General features: G+C 68.2%; 22 protein-coding genes. 13 read left to right on the forward strand and 9 right to left on the reverse strand.

What is annotated here, in order from left to right:
• Positions 1–126 precede the first annotated feature (126 nt).
• Complete coding sequence (locus ACFYXE_RS04205; protein ID WP_389308623.1) at positions 127–1,314, forward strand: Ku protein; 1,188 nt, start codon at positions 127–129, stop codon at positions 1,312–1,314.
• A 170-nt stretch (positions 1,315–1,484) separates the two neighbouring features.
• Here ACFYXE_RS04205 and ACFYXE_RS04210 read toward each other — a convergent pair whose 3' ends face one another.
• Positions 1,485–2,249, reverse strand: coding sequence for an alpha/beta fold hydrolase (locus tag ACFYXE_RS04210; protein WP_361167400.1), 765 nt, complete (start codon positions 2,247–2,249; stop codon positions 1,485–1,487).
• Between the two features lie 222 nt (positions 2,250–2,471).
• Here ACFYXE_RS04210 and ACFYXE_RS04215 point away from each other — a divergent pair, with 222 nt between their 5' ends.
• Entirely contained in the window at positions 2,472–2,840 is a 369-nt protein-coding gene (locus tag ACFYXE_RS04215) for an ArsR/SmtB family transcription factor (protein WP_389308626.1), read from the forward strand.
• A 13-nt stretch (positions 2,841–2,853) separates the two neighbouring features.
• Positions 2,854–5,835: an HAD-IC family P-type ATPase gene (locus ACFYXE_RS04220; protein ID WP_389308628.1), complete on the forward strand. Its 2,982-nt coding sequence runs from the start codon at positions 2,854–2,856 to the stop codon at positions 5,833–5,835.
• A 106-nt stretch (positions 5,836–5,941) separates the two neighbouring features.
• On the opposite strand, the gene ACFYXE_RS04225 is transcribed toward ACFYXE_RS04220, so the two are convergent.
• On the reverse strand, positions 5,942–7,450 hold the full coding sequence (locus ACFYXE_RS04225; protein WP_389308630.1) for an LCP family protein: 1,509 nt from the start codon (positions 7,448–7,450) through the stop codon (positions 5,942–5,944).
• A 105-nt stretch (positions 7,451–7,555) separates the two neighbouring features.
• Here ACFYXE_RS04225 and tatA point away from each other — a divergent pair, with 105 nt between their 5' ends.
• Positions 7,556–7,738 carry a Sec-independent protein translocase subunit TatA gene (tatA, locus tag ACFYXE_RS04230; RefSeq protein ID WP_389308632.1) on the forward strand — a complete coding sequence of 61 codons (183 nt, stop codon included), beginning with the start codon at positions 7,556–7,558 and terminating at the stop codon, positions 7,736–7,738.
• A 147-nt stretch (positions 7,739–7,885) separates the two neighbouring features.
• Here the strand turns inward: tatA and ACFYXE_RS04235 are convergent, their stop codons facing one another.
• From ACFYXE_RS04235 to ACFYXE_RS04245, 3 genes are all read right to left on the reverse strand, one after another.
• Entirely contained in the window at positions 7,886–8,530 is a 645-nt protein-coding gene (locus tag ACFYXE_RS04235; RefSeq protein WP_389308634.1) for a YceI family protein, read from the reverse strand.
• 297 nt (positions 8,531–8,827) lie between these two features.
• Positions 8,828–11,005 (reverse strand): P-loop NTPase fold protein, encoded by a 2,178-nt coding sequence (locus tag ACFYXE_RS04240; RefSeq protein ID WP_389308636.1) that lies wholly within the window; start codon positions 11,003–11,005, stop codon positions 8,828–8,830.
• 197 nt (positions 11,006–11,202) lie between these two features.
• Positions 11,203–11,604 carry a YybH family protein gene (locus ACFYXE_RS04245; protein WP_389308638.1) on the reverse strand — a complete coding sequence of 134 codons (402 nt, stop codon included), beginning with the start codon at positions 11,602–11,604 and terminating at the stop codon, positions 11,203–11,205.
• Positions 11,605–11,666: 62 nt separating this feature from the next.
• On the opposite strand from ACFYXE_RS04245, the gene ACFYXE_RS04250 reads away from it, so the two are divergent.
• On the forward strand, positions 11,667–12,080 hold the full coding sequence (locus tag ACFYXE_RS04250) for a winged helix-turn-helix transcriptional regulator (protein WP_389308640.1): 414 nt from the start codon (positions 11,667–11,669) through the stop codon (positions 12,078–12,080).
• Positions 12,081–12,430: 350 nt separating this feature from the next.
• On the forward strand, positions 12,431–13,351 hold the full coding sequence (locus ACFYXE_RS04255; protein ID WP_389308642.1) for a phosphotransferase family protein: 921 nt from the start codon (positions 12,431–12,433) through the stop codon (positions 13,349–13,351).
• A 28-nt stretch (positions 13,352–13,379) separates the two neighbouring features.
• Here ACFYXE_RS04255 and ACFYXE_RS04260 read toward each other — a convergent pair whose 3' ends face one another.
• Complete coding sequence (locus ACFYXE_RS04260) at positions 13,380–14,633, reverse strand: hypothetical protein (protein ID WP_389309520.1); 1,254 nt, start codon at positions 14,631–14,633, stop codon at positions 13,380–13,382.
• Between the two features lie 397 nt (positions 14,634–15,030).
• On the opposite strand from ACFYXE_RS04260, the gene ACFYXE_RS04265 reads away from it, so the two are divergent.
• The 4 genes from ACFYXE_RS04265 (at position 15,031) to ACFYXE_RS04280 (ending at position 17,749) form a co-directional block, all read left to right on the forward strand.
• Complete coding sequence (locus tag ACFYXE_RS04265) at positions 15,031–15,588, forward strand: bifunctional DNA primase/polymerase (RefSeq protein ID WP_389308644.1); 558 nt, start codon at positions 15,031–15,033, stop codon at positions 15,586–15,588.
• Positions 15,581–15,880 (forward strand): hypothetical protein, encoded by a 300-nt coding sequence (locus ACFYXE_RS04270; RefSeq protein WP_362364790.1) that lies wholly within the window; start codon positions 15,581–15,583, stop codon positions 15,878–15,880. The genes ACFYXE_RS04265 and ACFYXE_RS04270 overlap by 8 nt, the downstream gene beginning before the upstream one ends.
• A gap of 3 nt (positions 15,881–15,883) precedes the next feature.
• Positions 15,884–16,186, forward strand: a complete 303-nt coding sequence (locus ACFYXE_RS04275; protein ID WP_389308647.1) for a hypothetical protein — start codon at positions 15,884–15,886, stop codon at positions 16,184–16,186.
• 825 nt (positions 16,187–17,011) lie between these two features.
• The gene (locus tag ACFYXE_RS04280) at positions 17,012–17,749 is read left to right on the forward strand and encodes a hypothetical protein (RefSeq protein ID WP_389308649.1); all 738 of its coding nucleotides are present in this window, start codon (positions 17,012–17,014) and stop codon (positions 17,747–17,749) included.
• Between the two features lie 393 nt (positions 17,750–18,142).
• Here ACFYXE_RS04280 and ACFYXE_RS04285 read toward each other — a convergent pair whose 3' ends face one another.
• The 3 genes from ACFYXE_RS04285 to ACFYXE_RS04295 form a co-directional block, all read right to left on the reverse strand.
• Positions 18,143–18,982: a hypothetical protein gene (locus ACFYXE_RS04285; RefSeq protein WP_389308651.1), complete on the reverse strand. Its 840-nt coding sequence runs from the start codon at positions 18,980–18,982 to the stop codon at positions 18,143–18,145.
• A 767-nt stretch (positions 18,983–19,749) separates the two neighbouring features.
• Positions 19,750–20,151 carry a hypothetical protein gene (locus ACFYXE_RS04290; RefSeq protein ID WP_389308653.1) on the reverse strand — a complete coding sequence of 134 codons (402 nt, stop codon included), beginning with the start codon at positions 20,149–20,151 and terminating at the stop codon, positions 19,750–19,752.
• Between the two features lie 220 nt (positions 20,152–20,371).
• Positions 20,372–21,112, reverse strand: a complete 741-nt coding sequence (locus ACFYXE_RS04295) for a GntR family transcriptional regulator (protein WP_389308655.1) — start codon at positions 21,110–21,112, stop codon at positions 20,372–20,374.
• Between the two features lie 203 nt (positions 21,113–21,315).
• Between ACFYXE_RS04295 and ACFYXE_RS04300 the strand changes: the two genes are divergently transcribed.
• Genes ACFYXE_RS04300 through ACFYXE_RS04310 form a run of 3 tightly spaced genes read left to right on the forward strand, consistent with a single transcriptional unit; the run spans position 21,316 to position 23,191 of the window.
• A complete protein-coding gene (locus tag ACFYXE_RS04300) occupies positions 21,316–21,660 on the forward strand; it encodes a hypothetical protein (RefSeq protein WP_389308657.1) in 345 nt (114 codons plus the stop codon).
• Complete coding sequence (locus ACFYXE_RS04305; protein WP_389308659.1) at positions 21,660–22,982, forward strand: FtsK/SpoIIIE domain-containing protein; 1,323 nt, start codon at positions 21,660–21,662, stop codon at positions 22,980–22,982. The genes ACFYXE_RS04300 and ACFYXE_RS04305 overlap by 1 nt, the downstream gene beginning before the upstream one ends.
• A 14-nt stretch (positions 22,983–22,996) precedes the next feature.
• A complete protein-coding gene (locus ACFYXE_RS04310; RefSeq protein ID WP_389308661.1) occupies positions 22,997–23,191 on the forward strand; it encodes a hypothetical protein in 195 nt (64 codons plus the stop codon).
• Positions 23,192–23,262 lie beyond the last annotated feature (71 nt).

Genomic DNA, 23,262 nt, shown 5'->3' on the forward strand with positions numbered 1-23,262 from the left:
TCATAACGCCATGAAGTGTCTGACGGATCCCCTGGTCCTTCTCCGGCTCCGGCCTTGTCTCTTCCTTACCTCCCTTCTCTTCCTCCTCCTTCTTCCCCATCCCTCCCCTTCGCGAGGTGTCGGACTGTGCGATCCATATGGAACGGCGCGATCTCCTTCGGCCTGGTCAGCATCCCGATCAAGGTCGTGAACGCCACCGAGAACCACTCGGTCTCCTTCCGGCAGGTCCACACCGAGGACGGCGGCCGCATCCGCTACCGCAAGGTGTGCGAGCTGGAGGACCGCGAGGTGCCGACGGCGGAGATCGGCAAGGGGTACGAGGACGCCGACGGCTCGATCGTCCCGGTCACCGACGAGGACCTGGCCGCGCTGCCCGTCCCGACGGCCAAGACCATCGAGATCGTCGCCTTCGTCCCGGTGGACCGGGTCGACCCGCTCCAGATGGACACCGCGTACTACCTGGAGGCGAACGGCGTCCCCGCGGCCAAGCCGTACACGCTGCTGCGCGAGGCGCTCAAGCGGAGCGAGAAGGTGGCCGTCGCCAGGTTCGCGCTGCGGGGCCGGGAGCGGCTCGGCATGCTGCGCGTGGTCGACGACGTGATCGCCCTGCACGGGCTGCTGTGGCCGGACGAGATCCGCGCGCCCGAAGGGGTGGCCCCCGAGGGGAAGGTCACCGTCCGCGAGGCCGAGCTGGATCTGGCGGACGCCTTGATGGACACCCTCGGCGAGGTCGACATCAGCACCCTGCACGACGACTACCGCGCGGCCGTCGAGGAACTCGTCGCCGCGAAGGCCGACGGCACGGCCCCGGCCGAGCCCGCCCCGGCGGACGAGGACGGCGGCAAGGTCATCGACCTGATGGCCGCGCTGGAGAACAGCGTCCGGGCGGCCCGCACGGCCGGGGGCGGCGGATCGAAGGGCGGCCGGGCCCCGGCCGGCGGCAAGAGCGGCAAGAGCGGCAAGGGTGCCAAGGGCGCCGACGGCGACAAGGACGAGGTCGCCGTGGTCACGCCGCTCGCGCGCCCGTCCTCCCGGGCGTCCCGGACGTCCCGGACGACGCCCAAGGAGGTGGGCGGCAAGAAGTCGACGTCGTCCGCGACGAAGAAGAAGTCCGAACCCGCCCGGAAGCGGGCGACCAAGGCGACGGCGCCCGCGAAGACCGCGACGAAGGCCACGGCGAAGACCGCGACGAAGACCGCGACGAAGACCGCTCCCAAGGCGACCGGCAGCAGGACCACGGCCAAGAAGGCGGCGACGGGCAAGAAGACCGCCGCGGCGAAGAAGACGACGGCCAAGCGCCGCAGCTCGGCGTGACGGGGGCCCTGGAAACAGCGCGCCTCTGGAGACAGCGGACCCCGAAACAGCGGCCCGCGGTAGCGGGGCGAGGCGCCGGGGGCCGAGGCCGGAGCTCGTACTCCCGCCCCCGCCCCCCTCAACCTGCCCCCGCCCCCACGCCCCTCAACCCGTCAAGGCGCCCCCGCCCGTCAAGGCGTCGCCCCGCTCCGGTCGCGCAGCGCGGAGGCGATGACCTCGGCGACGTACGGCAGATGACCGTCGAGGAAGAAGTGCCCGCCGGTCAGCACGTGGCAGGAGAAGTCGCCGCGCGTCTCCTGCTCCCAGAGCCGGGCGTTCTCGACCGTGACGCGCGGGTCGGCGTCACCGGTGAGGACCACGACCGGGCAGTCGAGGGGCGGACCGCTCCGGTGGACGTGCCCGTCCAGGAGCCGGTAGTCGGCGCGTACCGGCGGCAGGATGATCGGCAGCAGCTCCGGGGAGGACAGCAGTTCGTCGGCGGTGCCGGACAGCCTCCGCATCTCCTCGACGAGCTCGCGGTCGTTCATCTCGTGCACCGGCCGCACCAGGGCGGCGGGCCGCCAGGGCAGCGAGGGCGCCTGCCGGCCGGAGACGAACAGCGCCACCGGCGGCCGCCCCGCCGCGCTCATGCGGCGCGCCGTCTCGTACGCGAGGACCGCGCCCATGCTGTGCCCGAACAGCGCCGTCGGCTCACCCCTGTCCCACCCGGGCAGCGCGGCGAGCACGGCGTCGACGACCTCCTCCGAGCGCTCGGCGAACGGCTCGCCGAACCGCTCCTGACGACCGGGGTACTGCACGACCAGCGGGTCGACGACACCGCTGACGGCGGCCGACAGCGGGTGGTAGGCGCTGGCGGAACCGCCCGCGTGCGGGAAGCAGAGCAGACGGGTCCCGGCATCGGGTGCGGGGTGGAAGCAACGTATCCAGTCGCCCACGAGCGCGCCCTCCTTTCGCGTGCCGCGCGCGGCGGCGGTGTTCTGCGTACCCGTGCCGGGCACGGCGTACGGCGTTCGGTCTGCGGGGCGGCCGGCCGTGTCGGGACCGCCGCCGACCGCCAGCATGCCCGATGCCCGGGGACCCGCGGCACCGGGGACGGCAGGCCGCGGCCCCGCCTAGACTTGCCCGGTAACCAGCGGAGACGATCGGGAGGTCGGCAGGTGACGACGGGTGTCGGCGGCCACGGGGCCCACGGGGATCCGCCCGCCGAACTGCTCACGGAGGCGGCTGCGGCCTTCGGCCTGCTCGCCTCGACCGCGCGCCTGCACCTCGTGTGGGTCCTCGCCCAGGGCGAGAGCGACGTGAGCGGCCTCGCCGAGCGGGTGGGCGGTGCGCTGCCCGCCGTGAGCCAGCACCTGACCAAGCTGAAGCTCGCCGGGCTCGTCGGCGCGCGCCGCGAGGGCCGCCGCATGGTCTACTTCGTGGCCGACCCCGACGTCGTGACGGTCGTACGCCTGATGGTCACCCAGCTCGCGTCCCGGTCCGAGGCCGCCGCCCCGGCCGCGGGCCTGCGCGGAACCGGTGCCTGAGGGGCTCCGCCTCGTGCCCGACGGCCCGGCGTCCCCGGCGCCGAGGGCCGTCGCCGAAAGCGGCCCGGCACCGGCGCCGACCACCCTCCAGATCCTGCGCTCGCTGGACACCGGACCGCGCGGCCTCACCGACGAGGAGGCCGACCTCCGGCTCGCCCGGCACGGCGAGAACACGCTGCCCGCCCGGCGGACCCCGCCGTGGCCCGGCCGCTTCGTCCGCGGCCTGCGCGACCCCTTCACCGCCGTCCTGCTCTGCCTCGGCCTGGTCTCCGCCACCGTGTCGGCGTGGGGGACGGCCGGGGTGATCACACTCCTGGTGGCGGTCAGCTGCGCGCTCCGCGCCACCGGCGAACACCGCGCCGACCGCGCCATGGACGCCCTGCGCGACCTCGTGCCCACCACGGCGACGGTCGTGCGCCGCCCCGCCGCCGACGCGCCACCGGCTCCCCGCGAACTCCCCGTCGACCAGCTCGTGCCCGGCGACATCGTCCGCCTCGGCCCCGGCGACCTGGTCCCGGCCGACGTCCACCTCGTCGCGGCGCGGGGCCTGTACGTGAACCAGGCGCCGCTGACGGGGGAATCGGAACCGGTGCCCAAGCATCCGGTGCCCCCGCTCCCGCCCGCCTCCACCACCGCCCCGTCCGTACCCGTAGCGTCCGGCGAGTCCCACCGCTGCTTCCAGGGCAGCAGCGTCACGGCGGGCGGCGGCACGGCGGTGGTGACGGCGACGGGCGGGCGCACGCGCTTCGCGGCGGCGACGGGGGGCGTCGGGACGGCCGGTGCGGCCGGGACCGGAAGCCCTTTGCCCGGGGCCGGGAACCCTTTGCCTGGGACCGGAACCCCCTCACTCGGGACCGGAAGCCCTTTGCCCGGGGCCGGGAACCCCTTGCCTGGGACCGGGCCCCCCTCACTCGGGACCGGAAGCGCCTCATCCCGGACCGGGAACCCCTCACCCCGGACCGGAAGCGCCTCATCCCGGACCGGGAACCCCTCCCCCCGGACCGGGAACCCCTCCCCCCGGACGACCGGAACTCCCACACCCCGGACCGCAAAGGGCGCAAGCCCCGGTGCCCGGGCGGCAGGCTCCCGCCCCGCCGCCACCGCCTTCGACCCCGCTGCCACCGCCTTCGACCCCGCCGCCACCGCCTTCGACCGCTCCGTGCACGGCATCTCGTGGATCCTCATCCGCTTCATGCTGCTCACGCCCCCGCTGGTGCTCATGGCGGACGCCGCGCTGCGCGGTCGCGGCCTGGAGACGCTGCCCTTCGCCGTCGCGGTCGCGGTCGGGCTCACCCCGGAAATGCTGCCCGTCGTCGTCACCACGTGCCTCGCACGCGGCGCCGCCCGCCTGGCCCGGACCCACGGCGTGATCGTGCGGCGGCTGCCCGCCCTGCACGACCTGGGCGCGATGGACGTCCTGTGCGTCGACAAGACCGGCACGCTCACCCGGGACCGCCCGGTGGTGGAGCGCGGCGTGACCGCCGACGGCCACGACGCCCCCGAGGCCCTGCACTGGGCGGCCGTCAACGCCTGGTGGACGCTCCAACTGGCCGACCCGCCCGCCCCGGACGCGCTGGACGAGGCGATCCTCGACGCGGCCGGCGAGGACGCCCTCACCTCCTGCGAGGGCGTCACGGCGCTGCCCTTCGATCCGGTACGCCGCCTCGCCACCGCCGTCGTGCTGCGCCCCGGCGCCGGCCTCGGCGTGCACACCCTCGTGGTCAAGGGCGCCGTCGAGAACGTCCTGGAGCACTGCGCCCTGTCCGACGAGGAGCGCGCACCCCTGCACGACCGCGCGGCCCGCCTCGCCGCGGACGGCCTGCGGGTCCTCGCGGTCGCCACCGCCGACCGCCGCGCGCGCCACCGCGACTGGACCCCCGCGGACGTCCGCGGCCTCACCTTCCGCGGCTTCGTCACCCTGCGGGACGAGCTGGCACCGGCCGCCGGCCCGGCCCTGCGCGCCCTCGCGGATCGCGGGGTCACCGTCAAGCTGCTCACCGGCGACCACCCCGGCACGGCCGCCCGCGTCTGCCGCGACCTGGGCGTGGCCCTCGCCCCCGACGACGTCCGCACGGCGGCGGACATCGACGCGCTGACCCCCGCCGAACTGGCCGACGTGGCGCACCGCACCACCGTCTTCGCCCGCTGCACCCCCGCCCACAAGGCCCGCGTCGTCGAGGCCCTGCGCACCCGCGGCCACACCACCGGCTTCCTGGGCGACGGCGTCAACGACCTGCCCGCGCTGCGGACGGCGGACGTGGGCGTGGCGCCGCACGACGCGGTGCCGGTGGCGCGGGAGACGGCGGACGTGGTGCTGCCCGACAGCGGCACCGCGGGGACCCCCGGCCTCACGGCGATCGACCACGCCGTCACGGCGGGCCGGGGCAGCAGCGCGAACATCGCGACGTACCTGCGCATCACGCTCTCCTCCAACCTGGGCAACGTCATCGCGATGCTCACGGCGGGCCTCCTGCTGCCCTTCCTGCCGATGCTCCCCGCCCAGGTGCTGGCCCAGAACCTCTGCTTCGACGCGGCCCAGCTGGCCTTCGCGTACGAGCGTCCGGCCCGCGCCGCCCTGCGCCGCCCCACCGCGTTGCGCCCGCGCGCCCTCCTCCGCTTCATCACCGGGTTCGGCGTCCTCAACGCCGTGGCGGACCTGGCGACCTTCGCGGTCCTCGCCCTCGCGGTGCCCGGCCCGACGGGCACGGAGGACGAGTCGGTGTTCCACTCCGGCTGGTTCACCGAGAACCTGCTCACGCAGGCCCTGGTGATGCTGCTGCTGCGGACCGTCCGCGGCAGGTCCACCCCGGTCACGTGGGCGGCGGCGGCCCTCGCGGTCACGGGCCTGCTGCTCCCGCTGTCACCGCTGGGCCCCCTGCTGGCGATGACGGCGCTGCCGCCGCTGTACTACGGCCTGCTGGCGGCGGTGCTGGCGCTGTACGCGACGGCACTGTGGCTGCTGGGCCACCGCACCAGGCGGCGGCTCGAACGGTAGGAGGGCCGCGCCGTTCTCCGCGGAGGCCCGAGCCATGGGAGGGTCCGCACCGCTCCACGGCGGATCGATCCGCAGAAGGGGCAGGCCGCACCGCTCCACGGCGGTCTCAGCCGTAGGAGAGGTCGGAACAGGGCCCGTCATCGGCGGACCGGGCGTCCTCCCGACCGCCGCTCGCGGCCCCGCCCCCCTCCTGCCCTTCCCGCCCCATCTCCTTCCCCTTCCCCTCCTCCTTCTCCTTCTTCTTCTCGACATACGACTGCCCGAGGATCACGCTGACCCCGGACCGCCCACCGTCACCGCCACCATCGCCGTCCTTCGCGGCCCGGACATCGGCTCCGGGGAAGGCGCGGGCGACGGTCTCGGCCCGGGACTTCAGCCCGGGGGCGTACTCGACGACCGTGGTGGCGTACTCCCGACCGGTGACGGTGCCCGTGCCGGTGACGGTGAACCCGTGGGAGGAGAGGGACTTGGCGGCGTCGGCGGCGAGCCCGGCGACGGTGGTGCCGTTGTAGACGCCGACGGAGACGCCCTCACCGTACGAGGCACGGTCCGCGCGCCCCTTCTTGCCGCCGTCACCGTCACCGTCCCCGCCCACGGGCTCGTCGTTCTTGAGGGCGGTCCACAGTTCGGAGGCGTCGGGCTCGACGACGGCGACGCGGGCACCTTCGTAACGCCAGGGAATGGTGACGAACTTGGTGTTGTGCAGGTCGATGTCCTTCATGGACATCGCGAAGGAGATGAGTTTGTCGGCGGAGCCGAGCCCGGGGTCGACGGTCATGGAGCGCACGGCGGCGTCGGCGAGCGGGAACAGCTTGCCGGGGCTGAGACCGTCACTCTTGACCTTCTTCAACAGGGCGCTCACGAAGGCCTGTTGGCGCTTGATGCGCCCGATGTCGGAGCCGTCCCCGATGCCGTGCCGGATGCGGACGTAGTCGAGGGCGCGCTGCCCGGCGACCTCCTGGACGCCCTGCCGGAAGATCTGCTTGCCGCGGTCGGTGCGGTTCGGGTTCAGGTCCCGCTCGTACACGTCCTTGGGCAGGCAGACCTTGACGCCGCCCACGACGTCGGTGAGTTCGGAGAAACCCTTGAAGTCGACGACGACGGTGTGGTCGACCCGCAGCCCGCTCAGCTTCTCGACGGTGTTCTGCGTGCAGGCGGGGTTGCCCTTCGCGGTCTCCCCGACGGAGTACGCGGCGTTGAACATCGTCCGCTGCCGCGGCTCGGTCCACTTGCCGTCCGGGAGCTTGCAGGGCGGGATGTCGACGAGGGTGTCGCGGGGTATGGAGACGGCGACGGCGTGCCGCTGGTCGGCGTACACGTGCAGGAGGAAGGCGGTGTCCGACCGCCCGACGTCCTGGGCGTCGCCGCCGCCGAGGGCCTTGTTGCCGCCGGTACGGGCGTCCGAGCCGATGACGAGGATGTTCTGCCCGCCGGAGCTGCCGGCGGGCCGGTCCCCGGAGACGCCGTCGGCGCTGAACGTGTCGATGCTCCGGTCCAGCTTGAGATAGATCCACCCGCCGCCGCCCACACCGAGCACCACGAGGGCGCCCAGCACTCCCAGGCCGATCCGCCGTCCGCGCCGCCCGCGCCCGCGCTTCCGCCGGACCCCAGCCATCCCGCCCACCTCACTGCCGACCCCGCCACGGTTGTACAGTTGCGCAATATAGCAACTGTCGCGCAGCAGAAGAGACCCCCGAACCCACGAAAGGCGAGGCCCCCCATGATCCGCAACGCCCTGGAGCCCTGGCACCTACTGATCGTGGCGATCGTGGTGATCGCCCTGTTCGGCTCGAAGCGGCTGCCCGACGCGGCCCGCTCGGTGGGCAAGTCGATGCGCATCCTCAAGAGCGAGACGAGGGCACTGAAGGAGGAGGGCGCGCGGAGCCGTCCCACGGACGACTGAGCGCGCCCCGCCTCGGCCTGACCCGATCCGACCTGACCCGATGCAACCTGACCCGATCCAACCCGGCCCGATCCGGCCCGGCCCGATGCGCCCCGAGGCGATCCGCCCCAACCCGTGACGGCCGCGGAGGGCGTCGGAGCCGGTGCGTTACGCCGCGGGGGCGCCGGCGGCCCGCACGGCCGAAATGTCGAACTGCAGCCGGACCTTCTCGCTGACCATCGTGCCGCCGGTGGCGAGCCGCTGGTTGTAGACGAGCCCCCAGTCGGTGCGGTCGATGGTGGTGGTCCCGTCGAACCCGACCCGCTCGAACCCGAAGGGGTCGACGACCGACCCCAGGTAGTCGAGCTGCAGCTCGACGGGCCGGGTGACGTCACGGATGGTCAGGTCCCCGGCCATCCGGAAGCTCTCGCCGCCCTCGTGGACGGCGGAGGTGCTGCGGAACACCATGTCCGGGAACCGGCGCGCGTCGAAGAAGTCGGCCCCGACGAGATGCGCGTCGCGCTGCTCCACGCCGGTGTCGACGCTGCCGACACGGATGACGATCTCGGCCCGCGAGGCGGCGGGCCGCGCACCGTCGAAGTACAACGAACTCTCGTAGTCGGCGAAGGCCCCCCGCACGGTGGTGACCATCGCGTGCCGCACGGAGAACCCGATCCGGCTGTGCGGCCGGTCGATGGTCCACTGCCCGGTCAGATCACCGAGCGAGGGATCGAGCGCGACCCCACCCCCCGAGGGCCCGCCCGCCGGCGTCGGCTCGATGGTGGCGGTCTGCCGCCGACTGAAGATGCCCACGAGGTCGTCCCCTCCTCCGCATTGATCACTCCGTTTGACCGCCCTGTTCTATCCCGCCCCCCACCCCCACAACACACCGAGACGTCCCCCTCGTCCGTCTTCCATGGCATCGGCGACAAGGATGCACAGGATCAACAACTTGTGGATGTACGCGGGGAGGGGGCGGGGTCACGCAGAGTCATGACGGAGCGTCACTCCTGCGCCGAGAGGCGCTCGGCGCGGCAGACCCCTGAAGTCGAGCCGTGGGGGAGCGGGGCCTCCCTGATCAACTTGTAGCGACCCGCCCCCTGACGCCGGCTAGGTCTGCCGCAGCCCCAGATCTGCCCTGACGGCTTCCAGCACGCTCATGGCTGCCGTGCTGTCGATCTGGAGCACCTCAATGGCGCCGCGCACAGAATCTGAGACTTTTACGGACGTACTGGCAGAGGGCTCCGCATCCCATTCTCCGTTTGTCCGGCTGACCGCAAAATGGCTGCACAAGGTCGAGATGCAGGAAAGGTAAGTGGCTGCGTGCAAAGCCAACGGAAAGTCCTCCGGAGCCGCAGCTCGGATACGCCCCACTGCGTCGTCCAGCGCCGATACCAGCGCGCCTTCGTCGTCAGCTCTCCTGACCTCGACCAGTGATTCGATGACCACAGCGAGCAGTGCGCTGTGCGAATCTCTGACTTTCGCGCCGAGGGCTTCGACGACCGAGATCGCTTGCTGCTGCGTCACGGTCCACACAACTGTTTCCAGCGGGACGGCCCGATCGTCGGCTCGCCGCACACTTACACATTGCCGAGCGATTCTGATCAGATCGCGTGGCAGGCCACCGCTCATTGCGTGGCAGAACAGGATGAGCGGGAACGGAAATCCGACAACTCTCCTTTGGAGGAGATTCTCCGATTCGGCGATGGTGAAGCGTTTGACGGGAATGATCGCATCAAATGAAGAATCGAACGCATCTCGCAGGGGGACGCCCCGCAGTGAAAAATTGTGAAGAGCGTCCTCTGATACTGAAATCAGGAAGTGAACGCCATCGATGTGCAGCAGATCCTTCACGCTGTTGACGAAGGCGAGAGCGTCCTCTCCTGCCTCCATCTTGTCGAGCTCATCGAGGACCACGATGATTTCTCGCGGTGCATCTTGATAAGAGTATTCGAGCCGTGAGCGCGTATAGGCGGTGACAAATCCTTTGAACTTGGCCACCAGCTCGGGATGGGTCAGCTCCCGTTCGGCGCGCTCCACCTGGCTGGAGTCCTCCATACTGAACAGGTTCACGGTGAACGTGTTCTTGCTCGCCGTCTGCTGTGTGGTGGAGAATTCCAGGCTTTCCAGGACATTGATGGCCGAGACGGCCATTCCTTCTCTCCTCCGAGGGGACAGGGCATCGGAGACGAGTGACACCAGGAAGTTGCTGGATCTGATGGAGACGATCAGCGTCGCCACTCCTGTGAGGACGAGCAGCAGGCCGGGAACGTCGGAGGCCTCGAACGGTCCCACGCCCTTTGACCGGCCGATGGCGATCAGCCCCAGCCCGGCCAGGGCGAACAGGAGGCTGACGACGAGCCGGGTCAATTCGACTTTGAACATCTCCCGCCTACGTCGCTGGAACTGATAGTGCTCCGCTCCGTAGGAAGCAAGTACCGCCTCGGCCACCGCTCTGAACAGTACGCGGAAGAATTCGGGTGCCGAGTACTGCACCGGAATGGGAAGGTAAACGCTGAGGTATCGCTCGGGATCGCGCCGGCAAATCCAATGCATGAGAGTGGACTTGCCGATACCGCGAGTGCCGCTGATGCCGATCGCGGAGGTTCTGTGCTCCTTGATGAAGTCCATCACTTCACGAGCTGATGATGAAGGAACCGCATCCATGGTGTCGAGCTCCACCAGGATAGGCGCCTTCGTGCTGTCGAGAGTCGCCTGCTGGCTGCTGCCCCGTTCCCTGCGTTCATTGACAACGCTTGAAAGAGTGGCTTGAGCTTCGGTCCGAAGCGCTGCGGCGAGACGGTTCTCGTGGTCATCCACTTTCGTGGAAGCCCGACCGAGTTCCTCGAGCAGCGGGCGTCGGCGGGCCCCGAGGAAGGAAACGAGGAAGGCGGAGGCAATCAGAGCCAGAGCGCTTACCCACCAGTTCAGATACTCGGGTACCGGAAGGGTGATTTCCTCGAGTGTTGCCAGTAGGGAAGTGGCGAGGATCGCGACGGAAACAAAGAACCCGACGATGATCCGGATACTCTCGGGCCGTCTGCTCCTCAAGTCACGCTCGGCGGCTATCACGGCCAAGAAGGCGGAGCGCCAATTCGAATATTTCTCCAGGGCGGCCGATCCTTCCAATCTCGACCTTGCCGCAGCGCGATCACTTTCGGTAGGAAGGGGGAGCATCCCCTCTGCGGCCTCACTCAGTGCCCTGTCCAGCAGCTCATTCTCCTGCTCCTCGAATCGTTCCAGCTCCTGAGGTGTGAGCTGGGAGGAGGTGAGTGACGAAGTGACCAAGGCAGTTCCCCACGTCGAGTGACGGCAAAGTCAGCGCCATTATGCCGACGCAAGGAGATTGGCGTGGCGGCTTGGGCATATCCCCTGCGTTCCCTCCGGCCACGGGCTGACGTGAGCCACGAGACCCACGCCGCCCGCGGGCCGCAGGACCGGCCGGCCGAGATCAGGGACCTCTCCGCCCTGCCAGGTGTAACCACTCAGGACGTGGGGTGCTGCTGTGCACGACGAGTGCCGAAAGGGTTGTCGATGACGTACCGCCAACGGCCGTCCGGGCCGCGCCGGGCGACGTCGGTGGCGGTGCCCCCGATGTGCACGTCCCGGCCCTCCGGGTCGGTTCCGTCGATGGCCCAGTCGACTATGAGCAGCGCCAGGTCTCCGTTGCGGTACACGTGCCGCGGACGGACCGAGAGGGGAATTCCGAGCTTCTGCAGGCGGCTGTTGGCGGTGCGCAGGTCCGGGCCGGTCACCGGCGTTCCCGGCTGGGGGACCAGCACCGCGGCGTCTTCGTAGACCTGTGCCAACGCGGTGGCGTCACCGCTGTTGAACCGCTCGGCGAACACCGCGGGCATCTCTTCGGGCCGATCGGCCAGTTCTCGCATGATCGACGGACGTCCTTCCGGGCAGGGAGAATCGGGATGCCCACACGCTAGGAGGCGATCTCGTGACTCACCGAACGGTTGGCCACTCGGCAGGCCTCCCCGACGACCCGCGGGCGAACGTCACCGAGCCCACTCCCGAGTGCCCCGTCGAGATCGCGCTGGCAGCCCTGCGCGGTCGCTGGACGACGCTGGTGGTCCGCGAGCTGCTGCGCGGCGACCGCTCCTACAGCGAACTGCGAGAGGCCCTGCCCATGTTGTCGGACAAGGTGCTGTCCGACCGGCTGGCCCAGCTCGGCGAAGCCGGAGTCGTGGAGCGCGACCGTCGACGGGGCTGGCCGCCGCGAGTGCGCTACGCGCTCACCGCAAGTGGACACCGCCTCGGCCCGGTCCTCCAAGCGCTGTGGGACTGGGGGACGGAGGCCTCAACGCAGCACGGCGAGGCCAGGGCCGACCGCGCGACAACCTCTCCCCGCTGATGAACCGCCCCGCCCCCGCACTTGCTGCGACGCCCCAGAGGCCGTTCCACACCTCGTTCGCAGCCCCCCGGACCCACGCCCGCCCCCGAGCGACACACGCCCGCACATACGCAAAGACCCCGGCCTCAGCGTTTCCGCTGGTGACGGGGTCTTCGGGCACCTACTACAAGGTGCCCCCGGCAGGATTCGAACCTGCGCACACGGCTCCGGAGGCCAAAGGAGCCCGAGCGCTCGCACACCCTCTGACCTGTGCGGGGGAGTGCCTGCCGGGATCCACACTCCATGATCATTACGTCCCTATTACGCGGGCGGCCTGTCAGCCTCTGCCCGTGCCCCGTATGGTCGTTGGCATGATCTCGGGCAGCGACGGCGGCGACGATACGGGGTTCACGGCCGAGAGTACGGCCCGCATCCTCCGTGACGCCTGCCGCTCCGCCGGCCTCGACGCGACCGGCGCCGAACTCCTCCGCCTCGGCTCGAACGCCGTTTACCGCCTCGCCTCGGAACCGATCATTGTCCGCATCGCCCGGGACCCCTCCGTGCTCTCCGAGATGGAACGCGCCGTCGGCGTCGCCCACTGGCTGGAGCGCTCCGACTTCCCCGCGAACCGGGTCCCGCCGCATGCCACTCAACCAGCCGTGTTCGGCGGCCGTGTGGTCACCTTCTGGGAGAGCGTCCAGGACCACGAGGAGTACGCCACCGTAGGCGAGCTGGCTGACCTCCTGCGCCGCCTGCACTGGCTGGAGGAGCCCGAATCCCTCGGCCTCCCGTACTTCGACCCACACGCCAAGCTGGCCGCCTCCCTGGACGGCCTGGACGCCGTCTCGGACCAGGACCGGGAGTTTCTGGAGGAACGCGCGGCAAGGCTCGGCAAGGAGTACGAGCGTCTGGACTTCGTGCTCCCCTTCGGCCTGATCCACGGCGACGCCAATATCGGCAACATCCTCCGCCACCGCGACGGTCACGCGGTCCTGATCGACCTCGACGGCTTCGCTCTCGCTCCGCGTGAATGGGACCTGGTCCTCACCGCCATGTACTACGAGCGGTACGGCTGGCACACAGCGGAGGAGTACCGGGACTTCGTCTTCCGATACGGCTTCGACCTGATGAACTGGCCCGGCTACGAGACCCTTGCTGATCTCCGAGAACTCATGATGGTCGCGTGGGTTGGCCACCAGGCGAAGGACAGCGAGCGTTCGGCCGCCGAATTCCAGAAGCGCCTTCACTCCCTCAGGTCAGGCGAGGGTCGGAAGACCTGGGGCGCTTTCTGAGTACCCCGTAGAGCTGGAGCCAGTGCGCCTACGTGGACGAACGGGCCCCGCTCTCCGCAGTCACCCACAACCGGTGCTCGCGTACCTGCTCCGCGAACGCCCGTGACACGGCGTTGTCCCCGGCAGTGAGAAGGTCCGTCCGGAACTCCGCGAGGTAGCTCACGCACCGTGCCGACTTCAGGTTCTCCCCGAGATCGAGCGCGTCCACAGCCACCCGGCACGCCTCCTCGATGTCGCCGGCGCGAAGGTGGGCATCGGCCAGCACCATGGAGGCGAAGAAGTCGCTTCGCACGTGGCTGCCGCTCATCGCGTTCTCTGCGTGCGCGACGGCCTGGCGGGCGCTGTTCACATCCCGGAAGCAGTGCGCGGCCTCGGCGGCCAGTTCAGCGGCGTCGAAGTAGGTGATCCACTCCGGCTCGTCCTCCGCGTTGCAGCTCTCCAACGCACGCGTTGCGGCCGTCAACGCTGCTTCGCAACCTCGTACGTCGCCGGTCCTGGCAAGTGCGCGTGCCTCCATGGCGTGGAACTGAGCCCGAAGCGTCGGGGTGGCCACCGCCGAGATCCCCATGAGCGCGGCGCGGGCGAGAGTAGCCGCCTCCGTGTACCGACCGAGGAAGGTGGCTTGGTGGCTCATCGCCGACAGGATGCTTCCGGCAAGGCGCCGGTCGCTCCCGTCCTGGGCGAGCCGGAGGGCCTGGAGGAAGTAGCGTTGCGCGAGTCCGTGATGGCATGCGTCGTACGACATCCACCCGGCGAGAAGCGTCGCCTCCGCCACCGTGGAGTAGAGCGCACGTCCCACGGCGTCGCTGTAGCTGCCGCGCAGCAGGGGAACCACGTCCGTGCTGAGGTACTGGATCACGGAGCGCCGTGCGTGGTCGCCCCCGAACCGGTCGTCGAGTTGGGCGAACATGTCAGCCGTCGCCTTCACCGCGGCTACGTCACCGAGCCCCACCCGCACTGACCCCGGTCGCCCTGATCGGGGTGCGGGCCCTGGTGCGACCAGCCATCGCAAGGAAGCCTCGTTCCATGCGGGCTCGGCTGCTTCGGCCTGCAACAGCGGCTCGTACCGGTTCAGGTCCGCCGTCCAGAGCCGTTCTACGGTGCCGATCGCGGCATCGGGGCTGTCCGGATAGCCGGCGTCGAGAAGTACAGCGTCCTGGCTTCCGCCCTGCTCCAGCCCGAGTGCATCCGGCCCGAGCCCGAGCGCGTCACCAAGCAGCGCTCCGTAGAACGAGTCGGGTGTGCTGTGCCCGTTCTCCCAACTCGCGATTCGCCGCTTCACGCTCTCGTCGGAAGGGATTTGGTGTCCGCGTGCGGCGGCTACCCGCCGGATCTCACGCACCAGCCGGAGCTGGCTCCAGCCGCGTTCGGCTCGCGCACTGCGTAGACGTTCGTTGACCGGACCCATGGCTGACGTCTCCCCGCCCTCCTCGACGCATGGCAAAGGGTGGTGCGTGGTGCTTGTCCATCATGAACGTACGTGACGCAACAAGCCTGTTGGCACGGGCGAAGGGAATTGGATCGACTCCATTTGCGGATGACGCGGGGTGACGCTCCCTCGTCCCGTGCGTCACCCGACGTCGTCTCTCGTCATCTGCCCAGCTCAACGCCCACACCGGGAGTGTGGAACCACCGAGCCGCAGGAAAGTGCGACGGCGGAACCGAGGTGGGGAGATGACGTGCAGACGGTGACCAGGAGAGGCATCGAGTGGCTTTCCGCAAGCGCCGACGACCCGGTGACATGCCGTGCTCACTGGGCCTACGACCCGCGCCAGCCGACGATGCTTCGCACCGGACGCTTCTTCGACGTGGTGTCCGTCGGGCAACGCCTCGGCCTGGAGACCTTCAACCAGATGTGCCGCCAGGGGTTGCCCTGCGGCCCGGCGATGGTCGATCGCGCGGCCCAGCGCGTGGGCTTCTTCCTCGGCTCCAACAGCCGCGACTGGTTTGCGCACTTCGTGAACCGCGAGAGCACCAACCCCCTGGCCTACCGCTACCTCGGCGCGAACGCGGTAGTCGTAGTGCCGGGCCCCATGCCCTTGACCGGCGATCGCTACGAATGGCTCCGCGCACCGATCCGCCGGCCGGAAGCCAACCCCCTCCGACCGATCGCGTTGGCCATGCTCCTTGTTGCTTCCGCCGAGCTCCTGACCCGGGTCGACCACTACGGAGAGCGTTTCCGCTCTCCCGCCGATGCCCTCGCGGCCTATCCCGAGGAGCCGAGCACTAGTGCATGACGAACCGTCTGGCCGCGTCGATGCTGCCCGTTGGACACCACTGGACAGCGACGGCTGGTACGCCGCCCGCAACGCCACCATGGCCCTCCGGGACGCCCTGACCAGTGCTGGCCTCGACCACGACTTCCCGTACCTACGCGCCGACTTGAATGCCTTCGGCCACGGCCTGGTCGAACTGGGCCGTGTCTCGCCAAGCACGGCCGAGCACCTGGCCGAACTGCTGCGACTGGGCTTGTCGAGCCCTGCAGAATCCCGCCCAGACACCGCGACCGACCACACCCCGGGGGAGTGAGCCATGACCGACCGACACGGAGTCATCGCCCCGCGCGCCGAGAACCTGAACACCGGCGTGAACTACGTCCGCGGCTGGGCGGAGGGCCGGCGCAGCGCGGACAACCTAGCCCAGCAGCTCGCCGCCCTCGGCCTGGAATCCGACTTCCCCGGCCTCAGGGCGGACGTGAACGTGCGCGGCGACGGACTGGTCCGCCTCGGCACGATCCGCCCGGAAGCGGCGGAGCTGCTGGCGCAGCTCATCAGCGCGGGAGCAGAGGCGAAGGTCCGACAAGCAGCCTCGCCTGTCTCGGCTGTTCCCCGCTGAGCGCCCCTGCACCTCATCGCGATCACAAGCCAGGTGGCCTGCCGCCCGGCCGGGACCGGCGCCCCAGCGCCGCAGCCCGGACGGACGACAGGCCACCTTTTGTCGGCCGTATCTCAGTTCGGGAAGCGGGTGCCACTTTGCGCGGTGACCTCTTCGTTCCGAAGCAACTTGAGCGGGGATGCTGCCTTGGGCTGGTGTGCTTCTCACCTGCGCTGACCGTCCGCTGACGTTCGCGGTCGTCCGCTGTTGTCCGTCGGCGTTGTCACGCAGTTACACACTCACCTTCGCTGTTCTTGCGGTGCGGGAAACAACGGTGCGGGAGCGCTGACGGCTGTCCTACTATCATTCTGCCTGCGTCGGCCGGCGCGCTGTAGACCCGCAGCACCGGCCCGTTGTGGAGGGGGCCAGCCCGTTCGAGCCGGGCCAGGTGGGCTGACATCCGCTGGGTGGTCCGGCGCGTGGTTTGTATGTGCTGCAGCCGACGAAAGCCAGCCACGATGGCGGGTGCTCCGACCGATCAGGTGCGCGTGTGCCTCGCTGCACCCCCACTGGCCTCAGCCATGTTGCTTCTTGCTGCGGGCTGGCTGGTTGCTGAATGCCGCTTGCTCAGTACAGCCACAACTGATCACGGGCGGCCGTGACCTGCGGCCGCCTTATCGATCAACGTCCTGACCTGCTGCTGAGCTGTCAGCAGTTGTCGACGTTGGTCATCGTTGAGCGCCCTTCCACGGCCCGAGGACGGCCCGGGAGGGCGCTCGTGCGCTGACCGCCATGATCGCGGAAAATCGGGATACGGCCCCTTCCATGACCGATACCATCTGAGCCATGGGAGGAAAGAACAACACTTGGTGGCTGTGCACTGAGTTCAGTGCCAGCTTTTCAGACGAGGGCTCACGATTTGGCGCCGTCCTGAATCCTGCTTTGAAGCGCCAGGCTGATTCCTCCTTCGCGCACGCCGAATACAGGATTGCAAATCACGCAAGTGAGTTTGACTGTATTGATGCGATTCTCGCCCTCAAGAGGGCCATGCAAACTCGCCTTGATCACCTCGATGAGATATACAAATTTAACCAATACTCCGAGGCCAAGAATCTTGGGTGGCTGGGATTACTGGAGAGCTGGGGAGTGATTCGACAGCGCATGCTACGACGCATGAGGCAGCTGCGAAATGCCGTGGAACATGACGGCGCCGAACCTCCCAGCCTGGAAGAATGTCAAGACTATTGCGAGGTCGCCTGGTGGTTCCTCCGTGGCACCTCCCCACTCTTGATGCCGTTGACGGAAACAACCTTCATATTTGATGAAGGTCATGTGTCCTTCCGTTTCCGATACAGTCCGGTGACCATTTTGGCATCGGGAAGAGTGAATCCGGAGATGCTCTCTGATGCGGAAATAGCTGGCTGGACGAAAATCGAAATGGTTCCCGAGCGGCGAACAGGGGAGCCGAATCGGGAGACCCCTTACGGGAATCCTGAAGACGGTACATACCAGATTTCCTTCAGGGTTGCAGACCCGAGTTCGGTACACTCACTCCTGCGCATGGCTTTTAAGGAGCTTCTCTAAAAGCGTGCAGGTGCGCAACCATGAAGGTCGGCGGAGTCTCAATGGCTGAGTCAACAGGCCGGGCGCCGTCCATCGGCTAAGAACGGCGCCCCGGGTGGCCCTTTGGCCGAGCTACCCCTCGATGCGAACTGCGTGCGGGGCAGTCGTTGAGGTCTGCCGAGCACGTCGGCCGGTCGCCTGGGGATACCAGCGCTCGGTTGCGGCCGTGGCGGTTGCTGTACTTCCGTGCTGTACAGCCCCCGCCACTGAACACCGCTCTAGGAGTTCGATCGGGCCCGCTCCGACTGCTGATGTCGACTGATGCGATATCAGGGCTCGATAGTCGCTATGCGATCGGCACGTATTCGACGCGGTGGGTTCGGAATGCCTGCCTGTCAACCGGTTGCGCTCGCACTAATCTAGCCCTAGGAAATTCTCTTTCTCTGGATCCCATCGTGACCCGTAGATCTTAAAGAGCTTACACAGGTCCAGCCAGAAAGCGAGAAGTGAAATCTGTTTAATGAGGGCCTCGGTGAAAGTGTAATAAGGGACTTCCCTCCCCTTGTAGCTAATCATTCCGTCATGCATTGTATAATCAAATTCGGCGTGCGCGATACTATTGCGCACGTCTCTATTGAAGGCGGCATTCCAGTAGTAGCGAAGAAGGGTATGGCGATCTAGGTAAGCCTCCTTGGTTGCCGCCCTAGCCTTCGCATATTGGTTGAGGTTATTCACCTGGTCGCGTGGGTTAAGCGCCCTCGGCCCCCACCCTTGGGCATCGGCGGGGGCGCGGATGATTTCGGAATCCCGCCCCTCGGCAATATTCTGCATGCGAATCACCAAGGGAAGCATTTGGCAGCTTACCTCGAAATTCTGCCGGTAGGCATCTCGTAGTGAATCGATACGCCCAGCAGGGAATTGCCATCCTTGTGGAATCGGGGCGCCGATGGCGCGAAGATGGACGACCGTCAGGGCAGGTGTCCATTCTTGATTGCTGCGCAGAAGGTTCAAGAACTGCTCGGATGCTCTCTTATTGGCGGCAATGAACTCAGGTTTCGCGATAATTGAGTGAGCGCATTTTGCGAACTCTGCTTCCTTCTTGAATGTTCGCGACCATGTATCGCGTTTGCTCTTGGGGTATGCGCCCTCAGGATCTATGGAAGACACCAGCATATACAGGATCCGATGCAGCACGGTGTGACGGTCCAGTGCGGACGGACTGTCTGGCCACAAATCTTCGAAATTGCGCTTCATTACCGAATCTAGTAGATCCCACTTTTCTCCTAGATAGAATCCGTAGGCGTGCTCCAGTGGGTCGATCCGGTCTCCGAACCATCTAACGATGGATAGACATTGCATGTATCGCGTAAAGTAGTCACCGAATAGTTGGGATGCGGCAAGGAAGGATGAGAACTCTCCGCTTGCTGGATCGCTTGGCAGGTCCCCATAGGTTGTAACCGTGTGCCATTCTGTTCCCGCGCGTTCGGGATCGATTAGGGTGATGCCAGGGAGGGATAGGCGTGGAAGGCCGTCACTAGCTTCGTACGTTTCCCCTCTGATCGCGGAGTGGCAACTAGGGCACGACACAGTGACAAGCTGCCGTTCGCGTGCAATGCCGACTCGTAGAATAATTGCTGCCTGGCATGCCGGGCACTCGATGTAATTACGAAGGATCACTACTCGCCCCCCTGGTGTGAAGAATTGGCTGCCCTTATTCGTTAGATATTCGACCTGATGTGCGATGATCCCTTGTTGGGCTGCGCCAGTCTAGTGCTGCTGCTTTGGCTCGATGGGGCGATTGCGGCCCTTTACCCCGTCAGGTCGGTGGAGCGGCTTTGGGCTGGAGCTGCTTTGGGGCGAGTGATCATGGCCCCGTAAGCTTCCGGCGATTCGGGAAGTCTGTGGACCTGCCCGTTAAAGCACGACGTTGGGGCCATGATCTTCGAGGCTCGCCCCAAAGTGGCTGCCTAAAGCCGCGGAGCCGACCGCCCCAGCCACAACCGTATGAGCCTTGACCTCTGTCAGGTGAGGTTCTCAAGGCCGAGCTTGGCCAGTCGCGACCGGATGGCGCTGGGTTTCCGGCCGAACTGCTTCCCGAGGGCCTCGAAGTCACGTTCCCCTTGCTGGTAGAGCGCAAGGAGGTGGGCGTCGTCCTCTTGTGACCACGGGTGGCCCATCCGCGGAAAGCGAGCCCGTAGCTCTTCCGGCGTCTCACGCTTCCTGCCGGCATCGCTGTGAGGGCAGACGGACTCGATGATGTCGAGTGGGAACTCTCCGACGTGGGTGCCTGTGAGCCAGAGGTTCAGGTGGCCCTCGTCGAACGTTATCCGGTCGGCATGGACGGTCACTGCTCGCCGTAGTACGTCGCTGTCGTTCGGGTCCTGGTGGTAGTCGGTGAACGTCAGACGGAACGCAGTGCGCACGGTGGAATCCCCCATAGGGGCCATCCTGGCGTGCCCGCTGGGCATGCGGTAGATCGTTTCTCGTCCTTGCCCGGTGCACGCAGCGCGCCGCCGGGAGGGGCCGCCGCTGGCGAAGACAGGGCGGCAGCCCCGCCGACAAGGCGGCGCGCGCCCGCGCCGTGCGCGGGCTCTTGAAGAAGTAGAGAAAGTCTGAACCGTGCGCTGAATCTAGCGTGGCTCGCTATAGCCGGAACGCAAGCTCCAAGTCGTGCCCTGGAAGGTGGAACTCCTCTAGGGCTAGCGGCTTGTCCGTGGCCGTGAGCGTGACGCGGAGGATGTGCAGCATGGGTACGCCGTCGGCCAGGCGTAGGGCCTGAGCCTGGTCCGGGAGGGGCATGCGGGTGCGGACGTACTCCGTGAAGTGGAGTTCGTGGCCCAGCTCGGCGAGCGCGTTGTAGATGTGCGGGGCCGGTGGTGGGGGCTGCTCCTCGTACTTGGTGTCCAGGAGTACCGAGAACGGGATGTAGGTGCGGTGGAGTTGACGTAGGCGGCCCTGGTCGGCGGTCTGCAAGGCGTCGTAGGTGAACAGGGGCTCGCCCGGCGGGACGCGGAGTAGATCTGCCAGGGCGAGTGGGGCGTCAGTGCGCGTCGCCGTGGGCTCTTCGGCGTCGGTCCAGCGGATGCCGTCGGCCTCTGCGTATGTGCCGTCGGAGGCGCGGCGGACGCCTCGGGGGAGGGTGAGGCTCGGGCGGTTCTGGGGGGAGCGGGCGAACGTGCCTCGGCCCATGATGGCCTCGACCAGTCCGGACGCCCTTAGTTCGGTAAGGCCCTGACGGACAGTCGGACGCGTCACGCCGAACTGCTTGGCCAACGACTCCTCCGAGGGGAGCGGCTGGCCGGCGGGGAAAGTGCCGTCCAGGATGCCTTCGCGCAGGTAGTCGGCGATCTGCCGGTACTTCGGCTGCGTGTTCTTTGGCGGCATGCCCGGTCCTCCGTGGCCCTCGGCCTTCGCGGCTTGTGCGTTTCCGTAGACGAGCTGTCCACGAACGTGGACAGCTTCTCTTATCCCAACACGGTTGACAACCCGTACTACGGGTCGCCAATCTGGACTCACTCACCCGTACTACGGGTGGTCTAGCAATCCGCAGGGCTGGCCTGCGGGTGCCCATGAGAGGAGTGCAAGAAGTGGCAACCCTTCCGATCGAAACCGCCAAGTTCACGGGGATCATCTGTGCCGTGCCCCCGACTCCGCGGCTCGTCAGCCGTGAGTCCGGGCAGGTCCGGGTGGACCGGGACACCGGCAAGACGCTGTATCAGGTGGGCCTGTGCCTGATGGCCGGCACCTCGGCGGACGTGGTGAACGTGAGCGTTCCCGGTGAGCCGTCCGGCGTGCAGAACGGCACGCCTGTCTCCGTGCGCGACCTCGTCGCCATCCCTTGGGAGAACGAGGGTCGGCACGGGATCGCCTACCGCGCCGCCGAGATTCGACCTCTGCAGGCGGCCTCTGCCGCTAAGGGGGCCGGGCAGTGATGACCCTGGCGTCCTCCGACCCGGCGGCCGGGGCTACCTGGCCGAGTTGGGTCCTTGTGGTCGCCGCCGTCGTGGCGCTGGGCCTGTTGATAGCGGGCCCGGCGCTTCGCCGGAGGCATCCGGCCGCCTGGTGGCTGTTACTCGGCTACCCGGCCGCCGTTTCTCGTGTCGCCCGTACCTGGCGGGCGCTCATGGCAGGGTGCGGACTCGCCGTGAGTCGTCGCCCGGCGCTGACGGTGGTGGCCGGGCTCGTCGGTAACGGGGCTCCGCCGCCCCAACCCCGCGTTCCCCGTTACGGGTTCATCCGGCCCACGCCTACCGGCTTCGTCTTCCTGGCTCGCCTGCTCCCTGGGCAACTGCCCGAGGACTTCGTGAAGGCGGCTCCCGCCATGGCGGAGGACTGGCAGATCCACGCGGTCCGGGTCACGTCCCAGCGGCCCGGTGTCGTACGGATCAACGCCCTGTACGCCAACCCGCTCGCCGCGCCCCGGGCGCCCCGTACCCGCGCACCAGGGCGACTGCTGCGGGTGGTCGTCGGGACGCTGGAGACCGGGGCGGTCTGGGTCATCGACCTGCGCCGGATACCGCACTGGCTGATCGTCGGCGCCACACGCTCTGGCAAGTCCACGCTGATCAACGCCCTCGTCGCGGGCCTCGCGCCGCAACCGGTCGCCCTCGTCGGCATCGACTGCAAGGGCGGCATGGAGCTGTCGCTCTACGGGCCTCGTCTCTCCGCTCTCGCGACCAACCGGAGACAGGCGGTGCGGCTGCTGTCCGCGCTGGTGGATCTCACCCTGGACCGCATGACGATCTGCCGCGCGGCTGGCGTGCGCAACATCTGGGGCCTCGCGGAGAAGGAGCGTCCGGTTCCGGTCGTCGTGATCGTGGACGAGATCGCGGAACTCTTCCTCATCGCCGGGCGCCACGAGAAGGACGAAGCACACGCGGCTGGCACCGCGCTGATCCGGCTCGCTCAACTCGGCGCTGCGCTCGGGGTGTTCCTCGTCGTCGCCGGACAGCGCGTCGGCTCCGACCTCGGCCCCGGAGTGACCGCGCTCCGTGCCCAGCTCGGCGGCCGGGTCTGCCATCGGGTCGCCGACCCCGGAACGGCGGAAATGACCCTCGGCGACCTCAACCCCGACGCGCTCAAGGCTGCTCAGGCCATTGCCCCCGAAGAGGCCGGCACTGCCGTACTCGCCTCCGGCGACGGCTGGGAGCGCGGCCGGTCCCACCTGATCACCGAAGCGGAGGCCGAAGCCGTCGCCGCCGCCCACGCGCACCTGACACCCGCACTGCCCGAACTGTCCGTCGCCCTGGCCTGACAAGGAGAGTCACCGTGCTGGTCACCACATCGGCCGTGTTGCTGCTCGGCCTCGCGATCTGGTTCCTCCTGCGCATCCGGTACCTGCGCTGGCTGGACGTGCTGCTCTGCTGCGCCTTCGGCTTCCTGCTCTCCCGCACCGTCGCCGCGCCGCTTGTCTCGCAGCTGCTCTCCGGCATGAACGGAGTGCTCGCACAGATCCGGTTCTGAGCCCGGCGGCCCCAACGAACCCAACCACCCGAACAACTCAACGGAAGGCATCCGTGCGCATCCGACTGCAT

This window comes from Streptomyces sp. NPDC002564 (assembly GCF_042889645.1).
GTDB lineage: Bacteria > Actinomycetota > Actinomycetes > Streptomycetales > Streptomycetaceae > Streptomyces.